Origin of the sequence: Pilimelia columellifera subsp. columellifera (assembly GCF_039532605.1) — a bacterium.
Classification (GTDB): domain Bacteria; phylum Actinomycetota; class Actinomycetes; order Mycobacteriales; family Micromonosporaceae; genus Pilimelia; species Pilimelia columellifera.
The window spans coordinates 405292-419972 of sequence record NZ_BAAARY010000005.1; the positions used below are offsets into that span (position 1 = coordinate 405292).

The following is a 14681-nucleotide window of genomic DNA, read 5'->3' on the forward strand; positions in this document are numbered from 1 at the left end:
CGGGTGCTTCGGTGGCGGGGACGCGACGTCGGGGCGAAACCGGGGCGGCGGCGTTGTCAGAGCCGAGGCATAGACTTCCCGACTGATGCATGCGCTATTCGAGCTCCCGCCCCAGTCTCCCCGTCCGGCCGCCGAGCGAGGCGGCGTCGATGGCGCGGCCGCCGCCGCCCGTGCCGCTCCCGTCAGCGTCGCCGACCCGGATGCGTTGCTGGACGGGCTGAACGATTCCCAGCGCGCCGCGGTCATCCACCATGGCGCGCCGCTGCTCATCGTCGCGGGCGCCGGCTCCGGCAAGACCCGCGTGCTCACCCACCGGATCGCCTACCTGCTGGCCGCCCGCGAGGCGCACCCTGGCGAGATCATCGCAATCACGTTCACCAACAAGGCCGCGGCGGAGATGCGGGAGCGGGTCACCGCTCTGGTCGGCGCCCGGGCACGGTTGATGTGGGTGTCGACCTTCCACTCCGCGTGTGTGAGAATCCTGCGCGCCGAGCACGAGCATCTGGGTCTGAAGTCCAGCTTCTCGATCTACGACGCCGACGACTCCCGCCGGCTCATGCAGCTCGTCGCCCGGGAGCTGGACCTGGACCAGAAGCGGCACCCCGCTCGCGCCCTGTGCGCCCAGGTCTCGAACCTCAAGAACGAGCTGGTCGACCCGGAGCGGGCCGCCGCCGAGGCCAAGGGCCCCAACGAGCGCGCCGTCGCTGAGGCATACGGGCTCTACCAGCGGCGCCTACGCGAGGCGCAGGCGTTGGACTTCGACGATCTGATCATGACGACGGTGCATCTGCTCCAGGCGTTCCCGGATGTCGCCGAGTCGTACCGACGCCGGTTCCGCCACGTCCTGGTCGACGAGTACCAGGACACCAACCACGCCCAGTACACGCTCATCAAGGAGCTGGTCGGTCCGGCCGACGGCCCGACCCCGCCGGCGCAGCTGTGTGTCGTCGGGGACGCCGACCAGTCCATCTACGCGTTCCGCGGCGCGACAATCCGCAACATCCTGGAGTTCGAGGCCGACTTCACCGATGCCCGCACCATCCTGTTGGAACAGAACTACCGTTCCACCCAGACGATCCTGTCGGCCGCCAACGCCGTCATCGACCGGAACACCTCCCGCAAGCCGAAGCGGCTGTGGACCGACTCCGGCGACGGCGAGCGGATCACCGGCTATGTCGCCGACACCGAGCACGCCGAAGCCGACTGGGTGGCCCGGGAGATCGACCGGCTCACCGACGAGGGTCTGGCCCGCCCGGGCGATGTCGCGGTCTTTTACCGCACCAACAACCAGTCCCGGGTTTTCGAGGAGGTTTTCATCCGCCACGGCCTGCCGTACAAGGTCGTCGGCGGGGTGCGCTTCTACGAGCGCAAGGAGGTGCGGGACGCCCTCGCCTACCTGCGGGCCGTCGTCAACCCCGACGACACGGTGAGCGTGCGCCGGGTGCTCAACACCCCGCGCCGGGGCATCGGTGAACGCGCCGAGGCGTGCGTGGAGGCGCTCGCGGCCCGGGAACGGATCTCGTTCGGGGCCGCGTTGCGGTTGGCTGGCGACGCGCCGGGCATCTCCACCCGGGCCGCGAACGCGATCGCCGACTTCGTCGCTCTGCTCGACGGTCTGCGGGAGCTGACGGTGGCCGCGCCGGCCGAGCAGGTGCTGGAGGAGGCGTTGCGCCGCTCCGGCTACCTGCCGGCGCTGGAAGAGAGCCTTGACCCGCAGGACGCCGGCCGGGTGGAGAACCTTCAGGAGCTGGTGAGCGTCGCCAGGGAGCACACCGAGCGAGCCGAGGCGGCGGCCGACGGTGACGCCCCGCCGCCGTCGCTGGCGGGCTTCCTGGAGCAGGTCGCCCTGGTCGCCGACGCCGACCAGATTCCCGACGACGACCCGGACCACCAAGGCGTGGTCACCCTGATGACGCTGCACACCGCCAAGGGCCTGGAGTTCCCGGTGGTGTTCCTCAGCGGGCTGGAGGACGGCACGTTCCCGCACCAGCGGTCGCTGGGCGATCCGAAGGAGCTGGAGGAGGAGCGCCGGCTGGCCTACGTGGGCATCACCCGGGCCCGCCAGCGCCTCTACGTCTCCCGGGCCATCACCCGCACGGCCTGGGGGCAGCCGCAGTTCTTCCCGTCCTCACGATTCGTCGACGAGGTGCCGGGGGAGTTGGTGCGCTGGGAGCGCACCGAGGACGCCGCCCATTCGTGGTCCGGTGGGGTCGGTGGGCGGGCTGCTGCCGCGGAGCGGTCCAGTTTCGTCGGGGGCACGCCGAAGGCCGCGCGGTTGGCGTCGAGCCTCGGTGTTGACGCACGCCACTTCCGGGCGGCGAGCGAGCTGTCGGCGCCGCCGGCGTTGGCTGCCGGAGACCGGGTCAACCACCAGCGGTACGGCCTCGGCCGGGTGGTCGCCGTCGAAGGGGAGGGCCCGCGGGCCCGGGCCCAGGTCGACTTCGGCGACCAGACGGTGTGGCTCATCCTGCGCCATGCGCCGATCGAGAAGATCTGACGGACGCGTCGTGGGACCGCCGGCTGCTGCCGGCGGTCGACCGGGCCGTCAGCAGCTGATGTTGACGCCGCGGGCGCGCAGCCAGCCGGTGGGGTTGACCTGGTTCCACATGCCTTTGTGCACCTCGAAGTGCAGGTGGGGCCCGGTTGAGTCACCGGTCGATCCTTCGTAGCCGAGGGTCTGGCCGGCGGCCACCCGCTGCCCGGCCTGGACGGCTTTGCGGGACATGTGCGCGTAGTGGGTCAGGTATCCGTCGTCGTGCTTGACCATGACTGAGATGCCGTAGCCGCCGTAGTTCCAGCCGGCGGCGACGACCCGGCCGGCTTTGACCGACTGGATCGGGGTGCCCGAAGGCTTGGCGAAGTCGATGCCGGCGTGCAGCGTGCCCCAGCGCTGTCCGAAGCAGGAGGTGACCGCGGCGCCGGGCATCGGGTGGGCGTAGCCGCGGTTGACGGTGCGGGCCCGGACGGTGCGCACCGCCGGCTTGGCGGCCTTGGCCACCGGTCTGGGGGTCTTGGCCGTGGTCTTGGCCGTGACCGGCTTGATCGTGGCCGGTTTGGCGACGGGCTTGGTAAGCGCCCGGCCGGCCTGGGTCTTGACCTGGGCGGCGGGGTTCGGCGCCTCGGCGCGTTCGTCGCCGCGGCTGGCGGCGTCGGACTCGCGTGCGGCCAGGGCGTCCTGGAGGTCGTCGGTGTTGTTCGAGGCGGCGTCGAGCAGGGGCGCCTCGTTCTCGTCGTTCTGGGCCGGCGCGGCGGCGGAGGCGGACCCGAGGGCGACGGCGGCGGCGGCGACGCCGAAGACCGCGGCGGTGGCGGTCTGTCCGACCTGTAGCTCGATGGGGGCCCGGTGGGCGCCGCCGCCGAAGGTCGGGGCCCGGTGCAGGCCGCGCTCCATGGTCGGGGGGCGGCGCAGGCCCTGTCCGAGGACCGAGTGACGGCCGTGACGGCTGGTTGACGTCGCGCGGTGCTTCATGGGTGCCTCCTCGTTGCCAGGTCCCTATAAGGAAACCGTGGCAGGAGGCGCCGTCGCGTCGTCCCGATGAGGTGGGGCAGCGCCGCTGACAGGGCAGCGTGGTCAGCCGAGAGGCCCTACGTTTGGCGACGGTGGGTCAGAAACGCCCCATCCAGCAACCGGACATAACGGACAGCAATGCTGTCGTCACAGAACGTGGCAACGTTCAGTCCAGTTCGAGCTGGATGTCAACGCCCTTGGCCTGCAGGAACGGGATCGGGTCGATCGCCTCGTCCTGCGCCTGGACCTCCAGGTAGAGCTGAGGCTGGTAGGCCAGGCCGGTGCTGCCCACGACGCCGATCTGATCGCCGGCCTTGACCTGCTGTCCGGCGGTGACCTGAAGCGCGTCCTGGTGCCCGTAGAGCGCCTCGACGCCGTTCCCGTGGTCGATCACCACGGTGTATCCGTAGCCGCCCATCCAGCTGGCCGACACCACTGTGCCGTCGTACATGGCGGTGATCGGGGTGCCTTCGGCGGCGGCCAGGTCGATGCCGGGGTGCATCCTGCCCCCCAGAACGCCGAACGGGGAGGTGAACCGGTAGCCCTTGAGCGGGAGCAGCCAGGAGTCCGTGCTCTCCAGCTCGGCGAAGCTCGTCCCGGTGGCGCTGCGGCCGCGGGAGGCCTGTTCGGCCTCGGTGCTGCGGGCGGCTAGCTGCTCAGCGACGGACCGGGTGTTGGCGATGTTCGCCAGGGTGGTGTCGTTGACGGCCTTGGCGTCCGGCATCATCGCGCCGGCGCCGAGGGCGACCATGCCGGCTCCGACGACCGCGCCGGTGACGACGACGGCGTACCGGCTCCGGGGTGGCGTCGGCACTCGCCGACGACCGCGATACCGGTCGGGCTCAGACGACAGACGCTGACGCACTCATATCCTCCGTAATCGGTGTCCATGGTGGTCGGCGGGCGGTGGTTCCGGGTGGCCCGCTGGCCGTGGCCGTCTCACGTGCGGATTGCAATGTCTGCTGGTGCGGGTGGCGCTGTTTCGGCGGTGCGTGTTCTTCGGCGGTGCGTGTTGCAGGTGAGCGCGACCAACGGGAACTGCTTAACTGCTTGATCGACGCTCGGATGACGGCCGTGGGACACCGTAGCGAACGGCGACGGTGCGATACAAGTTGCCGCGCCGGCACTTTCACGCGGGGTGGATGAGGTCCCCACAGGACTGCCCGCATTTAAGGCGAATTATGGCTATTCGCAGTCCTACCCAGGGTAAAAACGAACGTCACTGACAGTAATCTAGCCGGATGGTTGCTGATTCCTGGCGCAACAGTCGGCCTGGCCGGACATCAGGCGGCGCCGGGCGGCGTTTGGTCGGGGCGGGTGCGGGCGCCGGCAACCCCACCGGTTACCGTGCGTCTGGAGTATTCCTTGCCGGAAGGGTAGTGCCCATGAGCTCTCGGATCCGCGTCGTCGTCGCCAAGCCCGGCCTCGACGGTCACGACCGCGGCGCCAAGGTCGTGGCGCGGGCCCTGCGGGACGCCGGCATGGAGGTCATCTACACCGGCCTGCACCAGACGCCGGAGCAGATCGTCGAGACCGCCATCCAGGAGGACGCCGACGCGGTCGGCCTGTCGGTCCTGTCCGGCGCGCACATGACGCTGTTCCGCCGGGTGCTCCAGTTGCTCGCCGAGCGCGAAGCCACCGACATCGTGGTCTTCGGCGGCGGAATCATCCCGGACGCCGACCTCCCGGAGCTGGCCGAGATCGGAGTCGCCAAGGTGTTCACCCCTGGCGCCACCACGGCGTCGATCGTGGACTGGGTGCGCGGGAACGTCGCCTCGGCCTCCTGACCGGCGGCCTCCTGGCCGGCGTCGCGGTGGCGATAGCCGCAGGCTTGGGACCACACGAAATGAGGGACCGGGCGCACCCCTCACACGCCCGGCCCCTCGATGCACGATGCCCCGCCGCCACCCCTCGACCGACAGGGCATCGGCCGTCCTGTCGCCGGGCGACGCCAGCCTGGCCCGTTGCGCCACCGGAGTGGCGACGCGGGACATCGGCCAGCTTTGTTGTCGTCAGCGACATCCTTTTAAACGAAGGCATATCCGGTAAGTGACGGCGGACACTAAGAAACTTTGGACGCATTTGTCGGGTCTGTCCGTTCCGAGGGGCGGCCGTGCGTCAAGGCCCCGCCACCGGCCCCGCTGTGCCCCACGGCACATCGCGTACCCGGACATCCTGGCAGCCCCGTCCGGTCGCTAGGCTGCGCCGGAAGGGCCCGTCTCGACCGGAGCAGACGGGCGGCACTCTCATCCTCGCCGGCGGGCACCCACGCGCGCCGCGCAAGAGAACGGGACGGACGCGCAGGTGGACCTGTACGAGTACCAGGGGCGCGACCTGTTCGAAAAGCACGGGCTTCCCGTGCTGGACGGCGGCGTCGCGACGACCCCGACCGAAGCCCGCGCCATCGCCGAGCGGCTCGGCGAGCGCGTGGTCATCAAGGCCCAGGTCAAGGTCGGCGGCCGAGGCAAGGCCGGCGGCGTCAAACTGGCCGAGGGCGCCGACGAGGCCCAGGCCCGCGCCACCGACATCCTCGGCATGGACATCAAGGGTCACACGGTCCACAAGGTCATGGTCACGGTGACCGCCGACATTGCCGAGGAGTACTACTTCTCGTACCTGCTGGACCGCGCGAACCGCACCTTCCTGTGCATCGCCAGCGTCGCCGGCGGCATGGACATCGAGGCGGTCGCCGAGGAGACCCCGGAGAAGGTCGCCAAGATCACGATTGACGCGAACAAGGGCGTCGACGAGACCACCGCCCGTGAGATCGTCACAGCGGCGCAGTTCCCGGCCGACGTCGCCGACCAGATCGTCGTCATCGCGCAGGACCTCTGGAAGGCGTTCGTCGCCGAGGATGCCACCCTCGTCGAGGTCAACCCTCTCGCGAAGACCGGCGAGGGCAAGGTGCTCTGTCTCGACGCCAAGGTCACCTTCGACGAGAACGCCGACTTCCGGCAGTCCTCGCACGCCGCCCTGGTCGACCAGGCACAGGTCGACCCGCTGGAGCAGCGCGCCAAGGAGAAGGACCTCAACTACGTCAAGCTCGACGGCGAGGTCGGCATCATCGGCAACGGCGCCGGCCTGGTCATGTCCACGCTCGACGTGGTCGCCTACGCCGGCGAGGATCTGGGCGGCGGCGTCAAGCCGGCGAACTTCCTCGACATCGGCGGCGGCGCCTCGGCCGAGGTCATGGCCAACGGTCTGGAGATCGTGCTCAGCGACCCGGCCGTCAAGAGCGTCTTCGTCAACGTCTTCGGCGGCATCACCGCGTGCGACGCGGTCGCCAACGGCATCGTCCAGGCGCTGGAGCTGCTGCACCAGCGCGGCGAGGACATCGACAAGCCGCTCGTCGTGCGCCTCGACGGCAACAACGCCGAGGCCGGGCGCGCCATTCTCGATGCCGCCGCCAACCCGTTGGTCCAGCGCGTGGACACCATGGACGGCGCGGCCCGCAGGGCCGCCGAGCTGGCCGCGGCCCGCTGAGCCGGAGAGGAATCTGACATGGCCATCTGGCTTACCAAAGACTCCAAGATCATCGTCCAGGGCATGACCGGCTCCGAGGGCATGAAGCACACCCGGCGGATGCTGGCCTCGGGCGCCAACATCGTCGGCGGCGTGAACCCGCGCAAGGCCGGCACGAGCGTCGACGTGGACGGAGCCGACGTTCCCGTCTTCGGCGCCGTGGCCGAGGCGATGAAAGCCACCGGCGCCGACGTCACCGTCGTGTTCGTCCCGCCGGCGTTCTGCAAGAGCGCCGTCGTCGAGGCCATCGACGCGGGCATCGGTCTGGCGGTCGTCATCACCGAGGGCATCCCGGTGCACGACACCGCCGCCTTCTGGGCGCACGCCGTGGCCACCGGCCACAAGACCCGGATCATCGGGCCGAACTGCCCCGGCATCATCTCGCCCGGGGCCAGCAACGCCGGCATCATTCCGGCCGACATCACCGGCGCCGGCCGGATCGGCCTGGTCTCCAAGAGCGGCACGCTGACCTACCAGCTCATGTATGAGCTGCGGGACTTCGGCTTCTCGTCCGCGGTCGGCATCGGCGGCGACCCGATCATCGGGACGACGCACATCGACGCGCTCGCGGCCTTCCAGGAGGACCCGGAGACCGAGGCGATCGTCATGATCGGCGAGATCGGCGGCGACGCGGAGGAGCGGGCGGCGGAGTTCATCAAGAGCAACGTCACCAAGCCGGTCGTCGGCTACATCGCCGGCTTCACCGCTCCGCCCGGCAAGACCATGGGGCATGCCGGCGCCATCATCTCCGGCTCGTCCGGCACGGCCGAGGCGAAGAAGGCCGCGCTGGAGGCGGTCGGCGTCAAGGTCGGCAAGACGCCGACCGAGACGGCCACGCTCATGCGCGAGCTGCTCAGCTGAGCGACGCGTCCAGGCGCAACATGAGAGGCGAGCCCAATTTCGGGCTCGCCTCTCATGTTTCCCGGCGCCCGTGCGGGTGTCCGATGTCGAGTCCGGTCCCCATCGACCTCCAAGATCTGGGAAGGTGGTCAACGATGGCAGTCAGCAGCGACCAGAGCGGGTCCGGACCCACCGACGCCGACCCGAACCGGGACACGGTGCGACTCGACGACGTGCGGCTCGGGGCCACCCCGACCGTCCGCCTGGATCCGCGGCGGCTCAGCCAGCAACCCACCGTCCGCCTGCCCCAGCAGCGGGCGGCGACGTCACGGCGGCGTGCCCCGCTGGTCGTGGCCGCCGCGGCTGCCGTGCTGTGGGCGAGCGTCATCTCGCTCGCGCCAGCGTTGGCCGGCGCGGCCCTGACTGAAGGCGCCGACACCCTGCGCCTCGGGCTGGCGAGCTGGCTGATCGGCCACGGGGCGCCGGTGCGCACCTCGATCGGCCAGCTCGACCTCATTCCGCTGGCCCTCGCGGCGTTGGCGTTGTGGCGGTTGGAGCGGGCCGGCCTGCACACCACCCGGGCCATCGGGGCCAGAAACGGCGGGAACTGGCGCGCCGTGCTGTCGGTCGCCGGCGCCATCGGGCTGATCTACGGACTCGTCGGCGGTTTCGCCGCCCTGGCACTGCGTGGCGACACCCCGACGGCGGCGCCGGCGCGAGCGGTGCTCACGTTGGCGTTGTTCGGGTTCGTCGCCGGCGGGTTCGGGGCACTACGCGCCACCGGACTTCACGCGACGCTGTGCGCCTGGCTGCCCGGCCCGGTCAGGCACGGAGCGCGCGCCGGAGCCATCGCCGCAGGGCTGATGCTCGCTGCGGGGGCGATCGCCGCCGGGCTCTCCCTGGCGCTGGGCTGGCGGGAGGCCAGCGAACTGGTCGGCGCCTACCGCACCGGCATCGCCGGGCAGGCCGGGATCACCCTGCTCTGTCTGGCCTTCCTGCCGAACACGGCGGTCTGGGCCGCGTCCTACCTGTTGGGCCCCGGTTTCGCCGTCGGCGAGGGCGCCACCGTGAGCATCGCCGAGGTGACTGTCGGCGGGCTGCCGGCGGTGCCGTTGTTCGCCGGGCTGCCCGACGGCGAGCTGGGCGGGCTGGGCGCCGTGCTCATGGTGACGCCGGTCGCCATCGGGGCGCTGTGCGCAGTGTTGATGGCACGGGGGCCACACTCGGACCGCCCGCTCCGGGCGGCCAGTCTGTTCGCCGCCGCGTTGGTCGCCGGGCCGGTGGCCGGAACTCTGCTGGGGTTGGCCGCTTGGGCGTCAGCCGGGGCCCTGGGCGGGCAGCGGCTGTCGGTGATCGGGCCGGTCGCCTGGAAAGTCGCCGCGGCTGGCGGCGGGGCGGTGACCGTCGGACTCCTGCTCGGCGTCGCCGTCGCCGGGATGGTCCGCGGCGGGCGGGCCGCAAGCCCCTGACGGCGCGAGGGCCAGCCGAAGCGGGCCACCTCGCGCCTCACGCTCAGGAGGTGCTGCTCGTCATGCCGCTGAAGGCGCCGGTCGCCGCCGAGATGATGCCGATGATGATGGACAGCGCCGCGAGACCGAAGCCCACGTAGGCCAGGGTCGGCGGCTTCCCGACCTTCTTGGCCTCGTTCATCGACAGAACAGCGAACACGATGCCCAGCGGGGCGCAGCAGAGCGCGAACACGATGCCGAGCACGCCCCAGAGCGTGGTCTTGTCGTTGCCGCCGCTGGCGGGCACGGGCTGGTAGGGAGCGGTCACGGGAATGTTCCTTCCGATTTGGTCACGTCAGAAGACGGGTCGGCTGAGCCCGCGGGCGCGGCCGCACGTCGTCCGGAGCGTACCGTTTTCCGCAGGTCCGCTCGTTGCCGTTTCGCCAGAACGACGGCGAACGCTCGGTAACGATCCGGGACCAGCGCTGGCCAGCGCGCCCGGTAGGGTGCTCGCGTGAGTGACGCCGTCCAGCCCCCCGCCCGCCACCGGCCGCCCACCCCGGGGGCCAGGCTGGTCGTCCTCGTGTCCGGCGGCGGCAGCAACCTGGCCGCCCTGCTCGACGCGTGCGCCGACCCGACGTACGGGGCCACGGTCGTCGCGGTGGGCGCCGACCGGGACAGCGCCGGCGGGCTGGCGCTCGCCGCCGACGCCGGCGTGCCGACGTTCGTCGAGAAGGTGCCAGATCACCCGACCAGGGACGCCTGGGACGCCGCGCTCACCGCGCGGGTCACCGTCCACCAACCCGATCTGGTGATCTCCGCGGGCTTCCTCAAACTGGTCGGTCCGACGTTCCTCGCCGCCTTCGGCGATCGTTACCTCAACACCCACAACACCCTGCTCCCGGCGTTCCCCGGCATCCACGGCCCGCGCGACGCGTTGGCCTACGGCGTGCGCGTCACCGGCGCCACCCTGTTCTTCGTGGACGCCGGCGTCGACACCGGCCCCATCGTCGCCCAGACCCCGGTGCCGGTGCTCGACGACGATGACATCGACGCGCTCACCGAACGCATCAAGGTCGCCGAACGCGCCCAGCTCGTCGACTGTGTCGGCCGGCTGGCGCGTCAGGGGTGGACCATCACCGATCGGAAAGTCACCATTCCATGAAAGAGGTCACCGTGAGCCAGCGGCCGATTCGCCGGGCCCTGATCAGCGTCTACGACAAGACCGGGCTGGTCGAGTTGGCGCAGGCGCTGCACCGCGCCGGGATCGAGCTCGTCTCCACCGGCTCCACCGCAGCGATGATCATCGACGCCGGGCTGCCGGTGACCGCCGTCGACCAGGTGACCGGATTCCCCGAGTGCCTCGACGGCCGGGTCAAGACCCTGCACCCCAAGGTGCATGCCGGACTGCTGGCCGACCTGCGAAAGGACACCCACCTCGCGCAGCTCGACGAGCTGGACGTGGCCCCGTTCGACCTGCTCGTGGTCAACCTGTACCCGTTCCAGGCCACTGTCGCCTCCGGGGCCGGCCCCGACGAGTGCATCGAACAGATCGACATCGGCGGGCCGGCCATGGTCCGCTCCGCCGCCAAGAACCATGACAGTGTCGCCGTCGTCACCGACATCGCCGCGTACCCGCTGCTCCTGGCCGCCGTCCAGGCCGGCGGGTTCACCCTGGAGCAGCGGCGGGCGCTCGCTGCCCGCGCCTTCGCCGTCATCGCCGAGTACGACGTCGCCGTCGCCCAGTGGTGCGCTCGGGAGCTGGTCCCGTCCGAGCAGGTGTGGCCGGACTTCGCCGGCCTGGCCCTCAGCCGCGCCGCCGTGCTGCGGTACGGGGAGAACCCGCACCAACAGGCCGCCCTCTACGCCGACCAGTCCGCTCCGGCCGGCCTGGCCCAGGCGCAGCAGCTGCACGGCAAGGAGATGTCGTACAACAACTACGTCGACGCCGACGCCGCCTGGCGGGCCGCCAACGACTTCGCCCAGCCGGCGGCGGCGATCATCAAACACGCCAACCCGTGCGGCATCGCCGTCGGCGCCGATGTGGCGCAGGCGCACCGTAGCGCACACGCCTGCGACCCCGTCTCGGCGTTCGGCGGCGTCATCGCCGTCAACCGGCCGGTCACCGTCGCGTTGGCGCGGCAGATCTCCGAAATCTTCACCGAGGTCGTGGTGGCGCCCGGGTTCGAGGCCGGGGCGGTCGAGATCCTGTCCGCCAAGCCGTCCCTCCGGCTGCTCGTCGCCCCGCAGTGGCAGCCGGCGCCGGTCGAGCTTCGGCAGATCACCGGCGGTGTGCTGGCTCAGATCGCCGACCGGGTGGAAGCCCCCGGCGACGACCCGTCCACCTGGGTCCTGGCCTGCGGCGACGCCGCCTCGCCAGCGCTACTCGGCGAGCTGGCGTTCGCGTGGCGCGCGGTGCGGGCGGTCAAGTCCAACGCCATTCTCCTCGCCGCGGACCGGGCCACCGTGGGCATCGGCATGGGCCAGGTCAACCGGGTCGACAGCGCCAGGCTCGCGGTGTCACGCGCTGGCGACCGGGCGAACGGGTCCGTTGCCGCGTCGGACGCGTTCTTCCCGTTCGCCGACGGCCTTCAGGTGCTCCTCGACGCCGGGGTGCGCGCCGTCGTCCAACCCGGAGGCTCGGTACGCGACGAGGAGGTCATCGCCGCCGCCAAGTCCGCGGGCATCACCATGTATCTCACCGGCGCCCGCCACTTCTTCCACTGACCGGACTTCCCGCGGGTCGCGGAGCCACGCGTCGTAGGCGTCGTCATCGGCAAGGCTGGGTGGCTCAGGATCGGGCGATGGCGTGAGTGCTGATCTCGTTGTCGGTGAGCTGGCGGTCGTATAAGGCCACCTCGTCGATGGTGCCCACCAGGTAGTGGTTGGGCGGGGCGTTGGTGTAGCCGGTGAGGTTGTTGCCGCCGACGCGCCAGTACCCCGCGTAATTCTTGGCAGTTGTGGTGGGGTCGGTGGCGATGCGGACGCCGTCGAGGTAGAGCGTCATGCCGGCGGGGCCGAGGGAGGCGGCGGCGTGGCGCCAGGCGCCGTCGGTCACGGCCGAGGGCGATGCCACGCGTTTCTCGACGCCGCCCGGTTTGACGACGAACGCGAGTCGGCCGGTGCTGTCGATGTAGAGAGTACGGCCGGAGTCGGCGTCGGCGGTTCCGGTGGCGCTGCCGGCGAATCCGATGACGGCGCCGCCGGTGGCCGCGGTGGTCCGGAGGAAGCATTCGATGGTGAACGGGCCGGGGTTGACGCGCTGGGTGGGGTGGTAGGCGCCCGACACGCCGGTCAAAGCCACGGCGGTGGAGGCGCTCTGGCCGGCCCCGGTGAGCGCCCCGGCCTGTTCGGCGGCCATCTGGTGCTGGGGCCCGGTGAAGGTGTTCGGGTCCAGCATGAGTTGGGCGATCTCGTCGCTGGTGAGGACCCGCTGGTACAGGTACACCTGGTCGATCGGTCCGGTGACGTAGTCGGCCCAGGTGTCGTCACAGGCGGTGAGGTAGCCGGTGCGGCCGACGGAGGTGAACGCGGTCTCCTTCCAGAAGAAGAAGAAGCAGTTGATGACGGTGTGGTTGCGACTGTCCCACTGGGTGAACGCCTCGGACAGGCTGTTCTGGAGCACCCCGTCGACGTACAGACGTAGGGTGTCTGTCGCGGAGTCGTAGGTGCCGAGCAGGTGGGTCCAGGTGTTGAGCTGGGCGGTGTTGGCGCTGGTGTTGACCACCTTGCGGGCGGCGTTCGTGCTGGCGGACACGGCCATCTGGAATGACCATCCGGTGGCGGCGCCGACCCGGCTGCTGCTCGCGGGGTAGCTGCCGTTGCCCTCGTAGCCGAGTTGGAAGTTGACGCCCTGGGCGTTCGACTGCGAGACGACGACACGGTCCGCGGCGCCGAGAGCTGTGGGGTAGACCCACGCGGCGACGCTGAAGCTGGACGCGGTGTTGATGACGCCGCCTTCGTGGTACGCCGCGTTGTTGCCCGGGGCGTTGTAGGCGTGCGACCCGAGGTGCCTGGTGGTGGTGTACCCGCCGCCGCCGTTGGCGCAGGAGCGGCCGTTGCCGCTGGAGTCGTTGCAGTTGTTGTCGAACTCCCACCGAGACAGCGCGGTGGCCGGCGGCGCGAACGAGGGCGCGAACGTCGCCGCCTCGCTCGCCGACAGGGCGCGGCGGAAGATCCGCACGTCATCGATACGGCCGAGCCACTGGTCGCCGGTGGCGCCGGCCCACCGCGAGGCGCCGGCCATGAGGCCGCCCGTGGCGTTCCAGTCGGCCGTCGCCGTGGCGGGCGCGCCCTGGGCCGCGCCGTCGACGTACAGGTGCAGCTTGTCATTGGGGTCGTCGTATACGGCCAGCACATGGGTCCAGGTGTTCAGCGGCGCGCTGGAGGCGTTGGACACCATCTGCGTGACGGCGGGGGCTGCCGTGTCCGCCGCCGTGGTGAGGAACTGCCACCGGTCGCTGCCAGCATCGCGTTTGATCATGAATGCGCTGCTCGCGCCGCCGATCTGGGCAACCGCGGCCCCGCTGTGGTCCGATGCCGGATAGAGCCACGCCGCCACGCTGAAGCTGGCATCGGTGCGAACCCGGCTCGCGCCCGTGACGTGGCCCACGCCGCTGCTGACGGAAAACGAAGCGCCGTACTTGCCGCTGGCGCTCCACGCGGCGTTGGCGCCGGCGAGCGTGCCGGGGGCGGCAGCGCCGGAGGAGTCAGCCGTCACCGTGCCGGCCCCGCCGGCGCCCTCGTTGAGCTTCCACCACGTCGATGGCCCGTCAGTGCGGCCGTCGTACACGCCCGGGCTGTTGTTTCCAGAGGTGTCCGCGGCGGCGGAGCTGGAGGTCGCGGACTGCGCGTCGTCGCCGCGCAGGTAGAACTGCGGTCCGGCGTCGACGACGATGGGGTCGTAGTCGAACGACGAAGCGGCGCCCAGAACGGCCGACCCGGCGGGGGTGATAGCGCTGAACGCCGCATACGTCGTCCCGGTCGCCGAGAGCATCAACACCATGCCGAACGCCACGAGGCCGGTTCGTAGCGCCGGCCAACGGAGCCCGCCCATGATCCACCTCCATCGCGTGTCCTGCCCCACCAACCCCTGATCGGCGGCGGAGAGACCCGTTTTACCTGAAGTGACAATCGGCGACGGAAAGCCGACTCGCAGGTAGTAACCGCCGGCGGTCCTCTCGGCGGTCTGACGCCGAGAGGACCGGGCCGCCGGTGGTCGGCGGATCTACGATCACCAGGAGGTGGTGGCGTAGACGCCCTTCGACCAGGCGCCCCAGCCGCCGGAGTTCTTGGCGCGGACTTTGAATTGGTAGCGGGTGCCGGATCGTAGTCTGTTGACGTCGGTCTGGGTGGTCCAGGAG

At 70.8% G+C, this 14681-nt stretch carries 12 protein-coding genes; 7 read left to right on the top strand and 5 right to left on the bottom strand.

Going from position 1 to position 14681, the window contains the following annotated elements; translation table 11 throughout:
• Window positions 1-85 precede the first annotated feature (85 nt).
• A complete protein-coding gene (pcrA, locus tag ABD287_RS08685) occupies window positions 86-2497 on the top strand; it encodes a DNA helicase PcrA (protein ID WP_344170908.1) in 2412 nt (803 codons plus the stop codon).
• Between the two features lie 48 nt (window positions 2498-2545).
• Here the strand turns inward: pcrA and ABD287_RS08690 are convergent, their stop codons facing one another.
• Both ABD287_RS08690 and ABD287_RS08695 read right to left on the bottom strand, forming a co-directional pair.
• Window positions 2546-3469 (bottom strand): M23 family metallopeptidase, encoded by a 924-nt coding sequence (locus tag ABD287_RS08690; RefSeq protein WP_344170911.1) that lies wholly within the window; start codon window positions 3467-3469, stop codon window positions 2546-2548.
• 205 nt (window positions 3470-3674) lie between these two features.
• A complete protein-coding gene (locus ABD287_RS08695) occupies window positions 3675-4373 on the bottom strand; it encodes a M23 family metallopeptidase (RefSeq protein WP_344170914.1) in 699 nt (232 codons plus the stop codon).
• A gap of 520 nt (window positions 4374-4893) precedes the next feature.
• Between ABD287_RS08695 and icmB the strand changes: the two genes are divergently transcribed.
• The 4 genes from icmB to ABD287_RS08715 all read left to right on the top strand — a co-directional run bounded on the left by icmB (window position 4894) and on the right by ABD287_RS08715 (window position 9339).
• Complete coding sequence (gene icmB, locus ABD287_RS08700) at window positions 4894-5295, top strand: coenzyme B12-dependent isobutyryl CoA mutase small subunit (RefSeq protein WP_344170917.1); 402 nt, start codon at window positions 4894-4896, stop codon at window positions 5293-5295.
• A 517-nt stretch (window positions 5296-5812) separates the two neighbouring features.
• Window positions 5813-6991 (top strand): ADP-forming succinate--CoA ligase subunit beta, encoded by a 1179-nt coding sequence (sucC, locus tag ABD287_RS08705; RefSeq protein ID WP_344170920.1) that lies wholly within the window; start codon window positions 5813-5815, stop codon window positions 6989-6991.
• 18 nt (window positions 6992-7009) lie between these two features.
• Window positions 7010-7891: a succinate--CoA ligase subunit alpha gene (sucD, locus tag ABD287_RS08710; protein WP_344170923.1), complete on the top strand. Its 882-nt coding sequence runs from the start codon at window positions 7010-7012 to the stop codon at window positions 7889-7891.
• A gap of 134 nt (window positions 7892-8025) precedes the next feature.
• Window positions 8026-9339 carry a cell division protein PerM gene (locus tag ABD287_RS08715; protein WP_344170926.1) on the top strand — a complete coding sequence of 438 codons (1314 nt, stop codon included), beginning with the start codon at window positions 8026-8028 and terminating at the stop codon, window positions 9337-9339.
• 43 nt (window positions 9340-9382) lie between these two features.
• Here the strand turns inward: ABD287_RS08715 and ABD287_RS08720 are convergent, their stop codons facing one another.
• Window positions 9383-9646: a hypothetical protein gene (locus tag ABD287_RS08720; protein ID WP_344170929.1), complete on the bottom strand. Its 264-nt coding sequence runs from the start codon at window positions 9644-9646 to the stop codon at window positions 9383-9385.
• 186 nt (window positions 9647-9832) lie between these two features.
• Between ABD287_RS08720 and purN the strand changes: the two genes are divergently transcribed.
• On the top strand, window positions 9833-10483 hold the full coding sequence (gene purN / locus ABD287_RS08725) for a phosphoribosylglycinamide formyltransferase (protein ID WP_344170932.1): 651 nt from the start codon (window positions 9833-9835) through the stop codon (window positions 10481-10483).
• Window positions 10480-12045 (top strand): bifunctional phosphoribosylaminoimidazolecarboxamide formyltransferase/IMP cyclohydrolase, encoded by a 1566-nt coding sequence (gene purH, locus ABD287_RS08730; protein ID WP_425565538.1) that lies wholly within the window; start codon window positions 10480-10482, stop codon window positions 12043-12045. The genes purN and purH overlap by 4 nt, the downstream gene beginning before the upstream one ends.
• Window positions 12046-12109: 64 nt before the next feature.
• On the opposite strand, the gene ABD287_RS08735 is transcribed toward purH, so the two are convergent.
• The gene (locus ABD287_RS08735; protein WP_344170938.1) at window positions 12110-14374 is read right to left on the bottom strand and encodes a LamG domain-containing protein; all 2265 of its coding nucleotides are present in this window, start codon (window positions 14372-14374) and stop codon (window positions 12110-12112) included.
• A 177-nt stretch (window positions 14375-14551) separates the two neighbouring features.
• A partial coding sequence (locus ABD287_RS18525; protein WP_425565548.1) for a fibronectin type III domain-containing protein occupies window positions 14552-14681 on the bottom strand: 130 nt, incomplete at its 5' end.

Coding starts and splice junctions, on each gene's coding strand:
- pcrA (WP_344170908.1), top strand. CDS start 86: ATGCATGCGCTATTCGAGCTCCCGCCCCAGTCTCCCCGTCCGGCCGCC.
- ABD287_RS08690 (WP_344170911.1), bottom strand. CDS start 3,469: ATGAAGCACCGCGCGACGTCAACCAGCCGTCACGGCCGTCACTCGGTC.
- icmB (WP_344170917.1), top strand. CDS start 4,894: ATGAGCTCTCGGATCCGCGTCGTCGTCGCCAAGCCCGGCCTCGACGGT.
- sucD (WP_344170923.1), top strand. CDS start 7,010: ATGGCCATCTGGCTTACCAAAGACTCCAAGATCATCGTCCAGGGCATG.
- ABD287_RS08715 (WP_344170926.1), top strand. CDS start 8,026: ATGGCAGTCAGCAGCGACCAGAGCGGGTCCGGACCCACCGACGCCGAC.
- purH (WP_425565538.1), top strand. CDS start 10,480: ATGAAAGAGGTCACCGTGAGCCAGCGGCCGATTCGCCGGGCCCTGATC.
- ABD287_RS08735 (WP_344170938.1), bottom strand. CDS start 14,374: ATGGGCGGGCTCCGTTGGCCGGCGCTACGAACCGGCCTCGTGGCGTTC.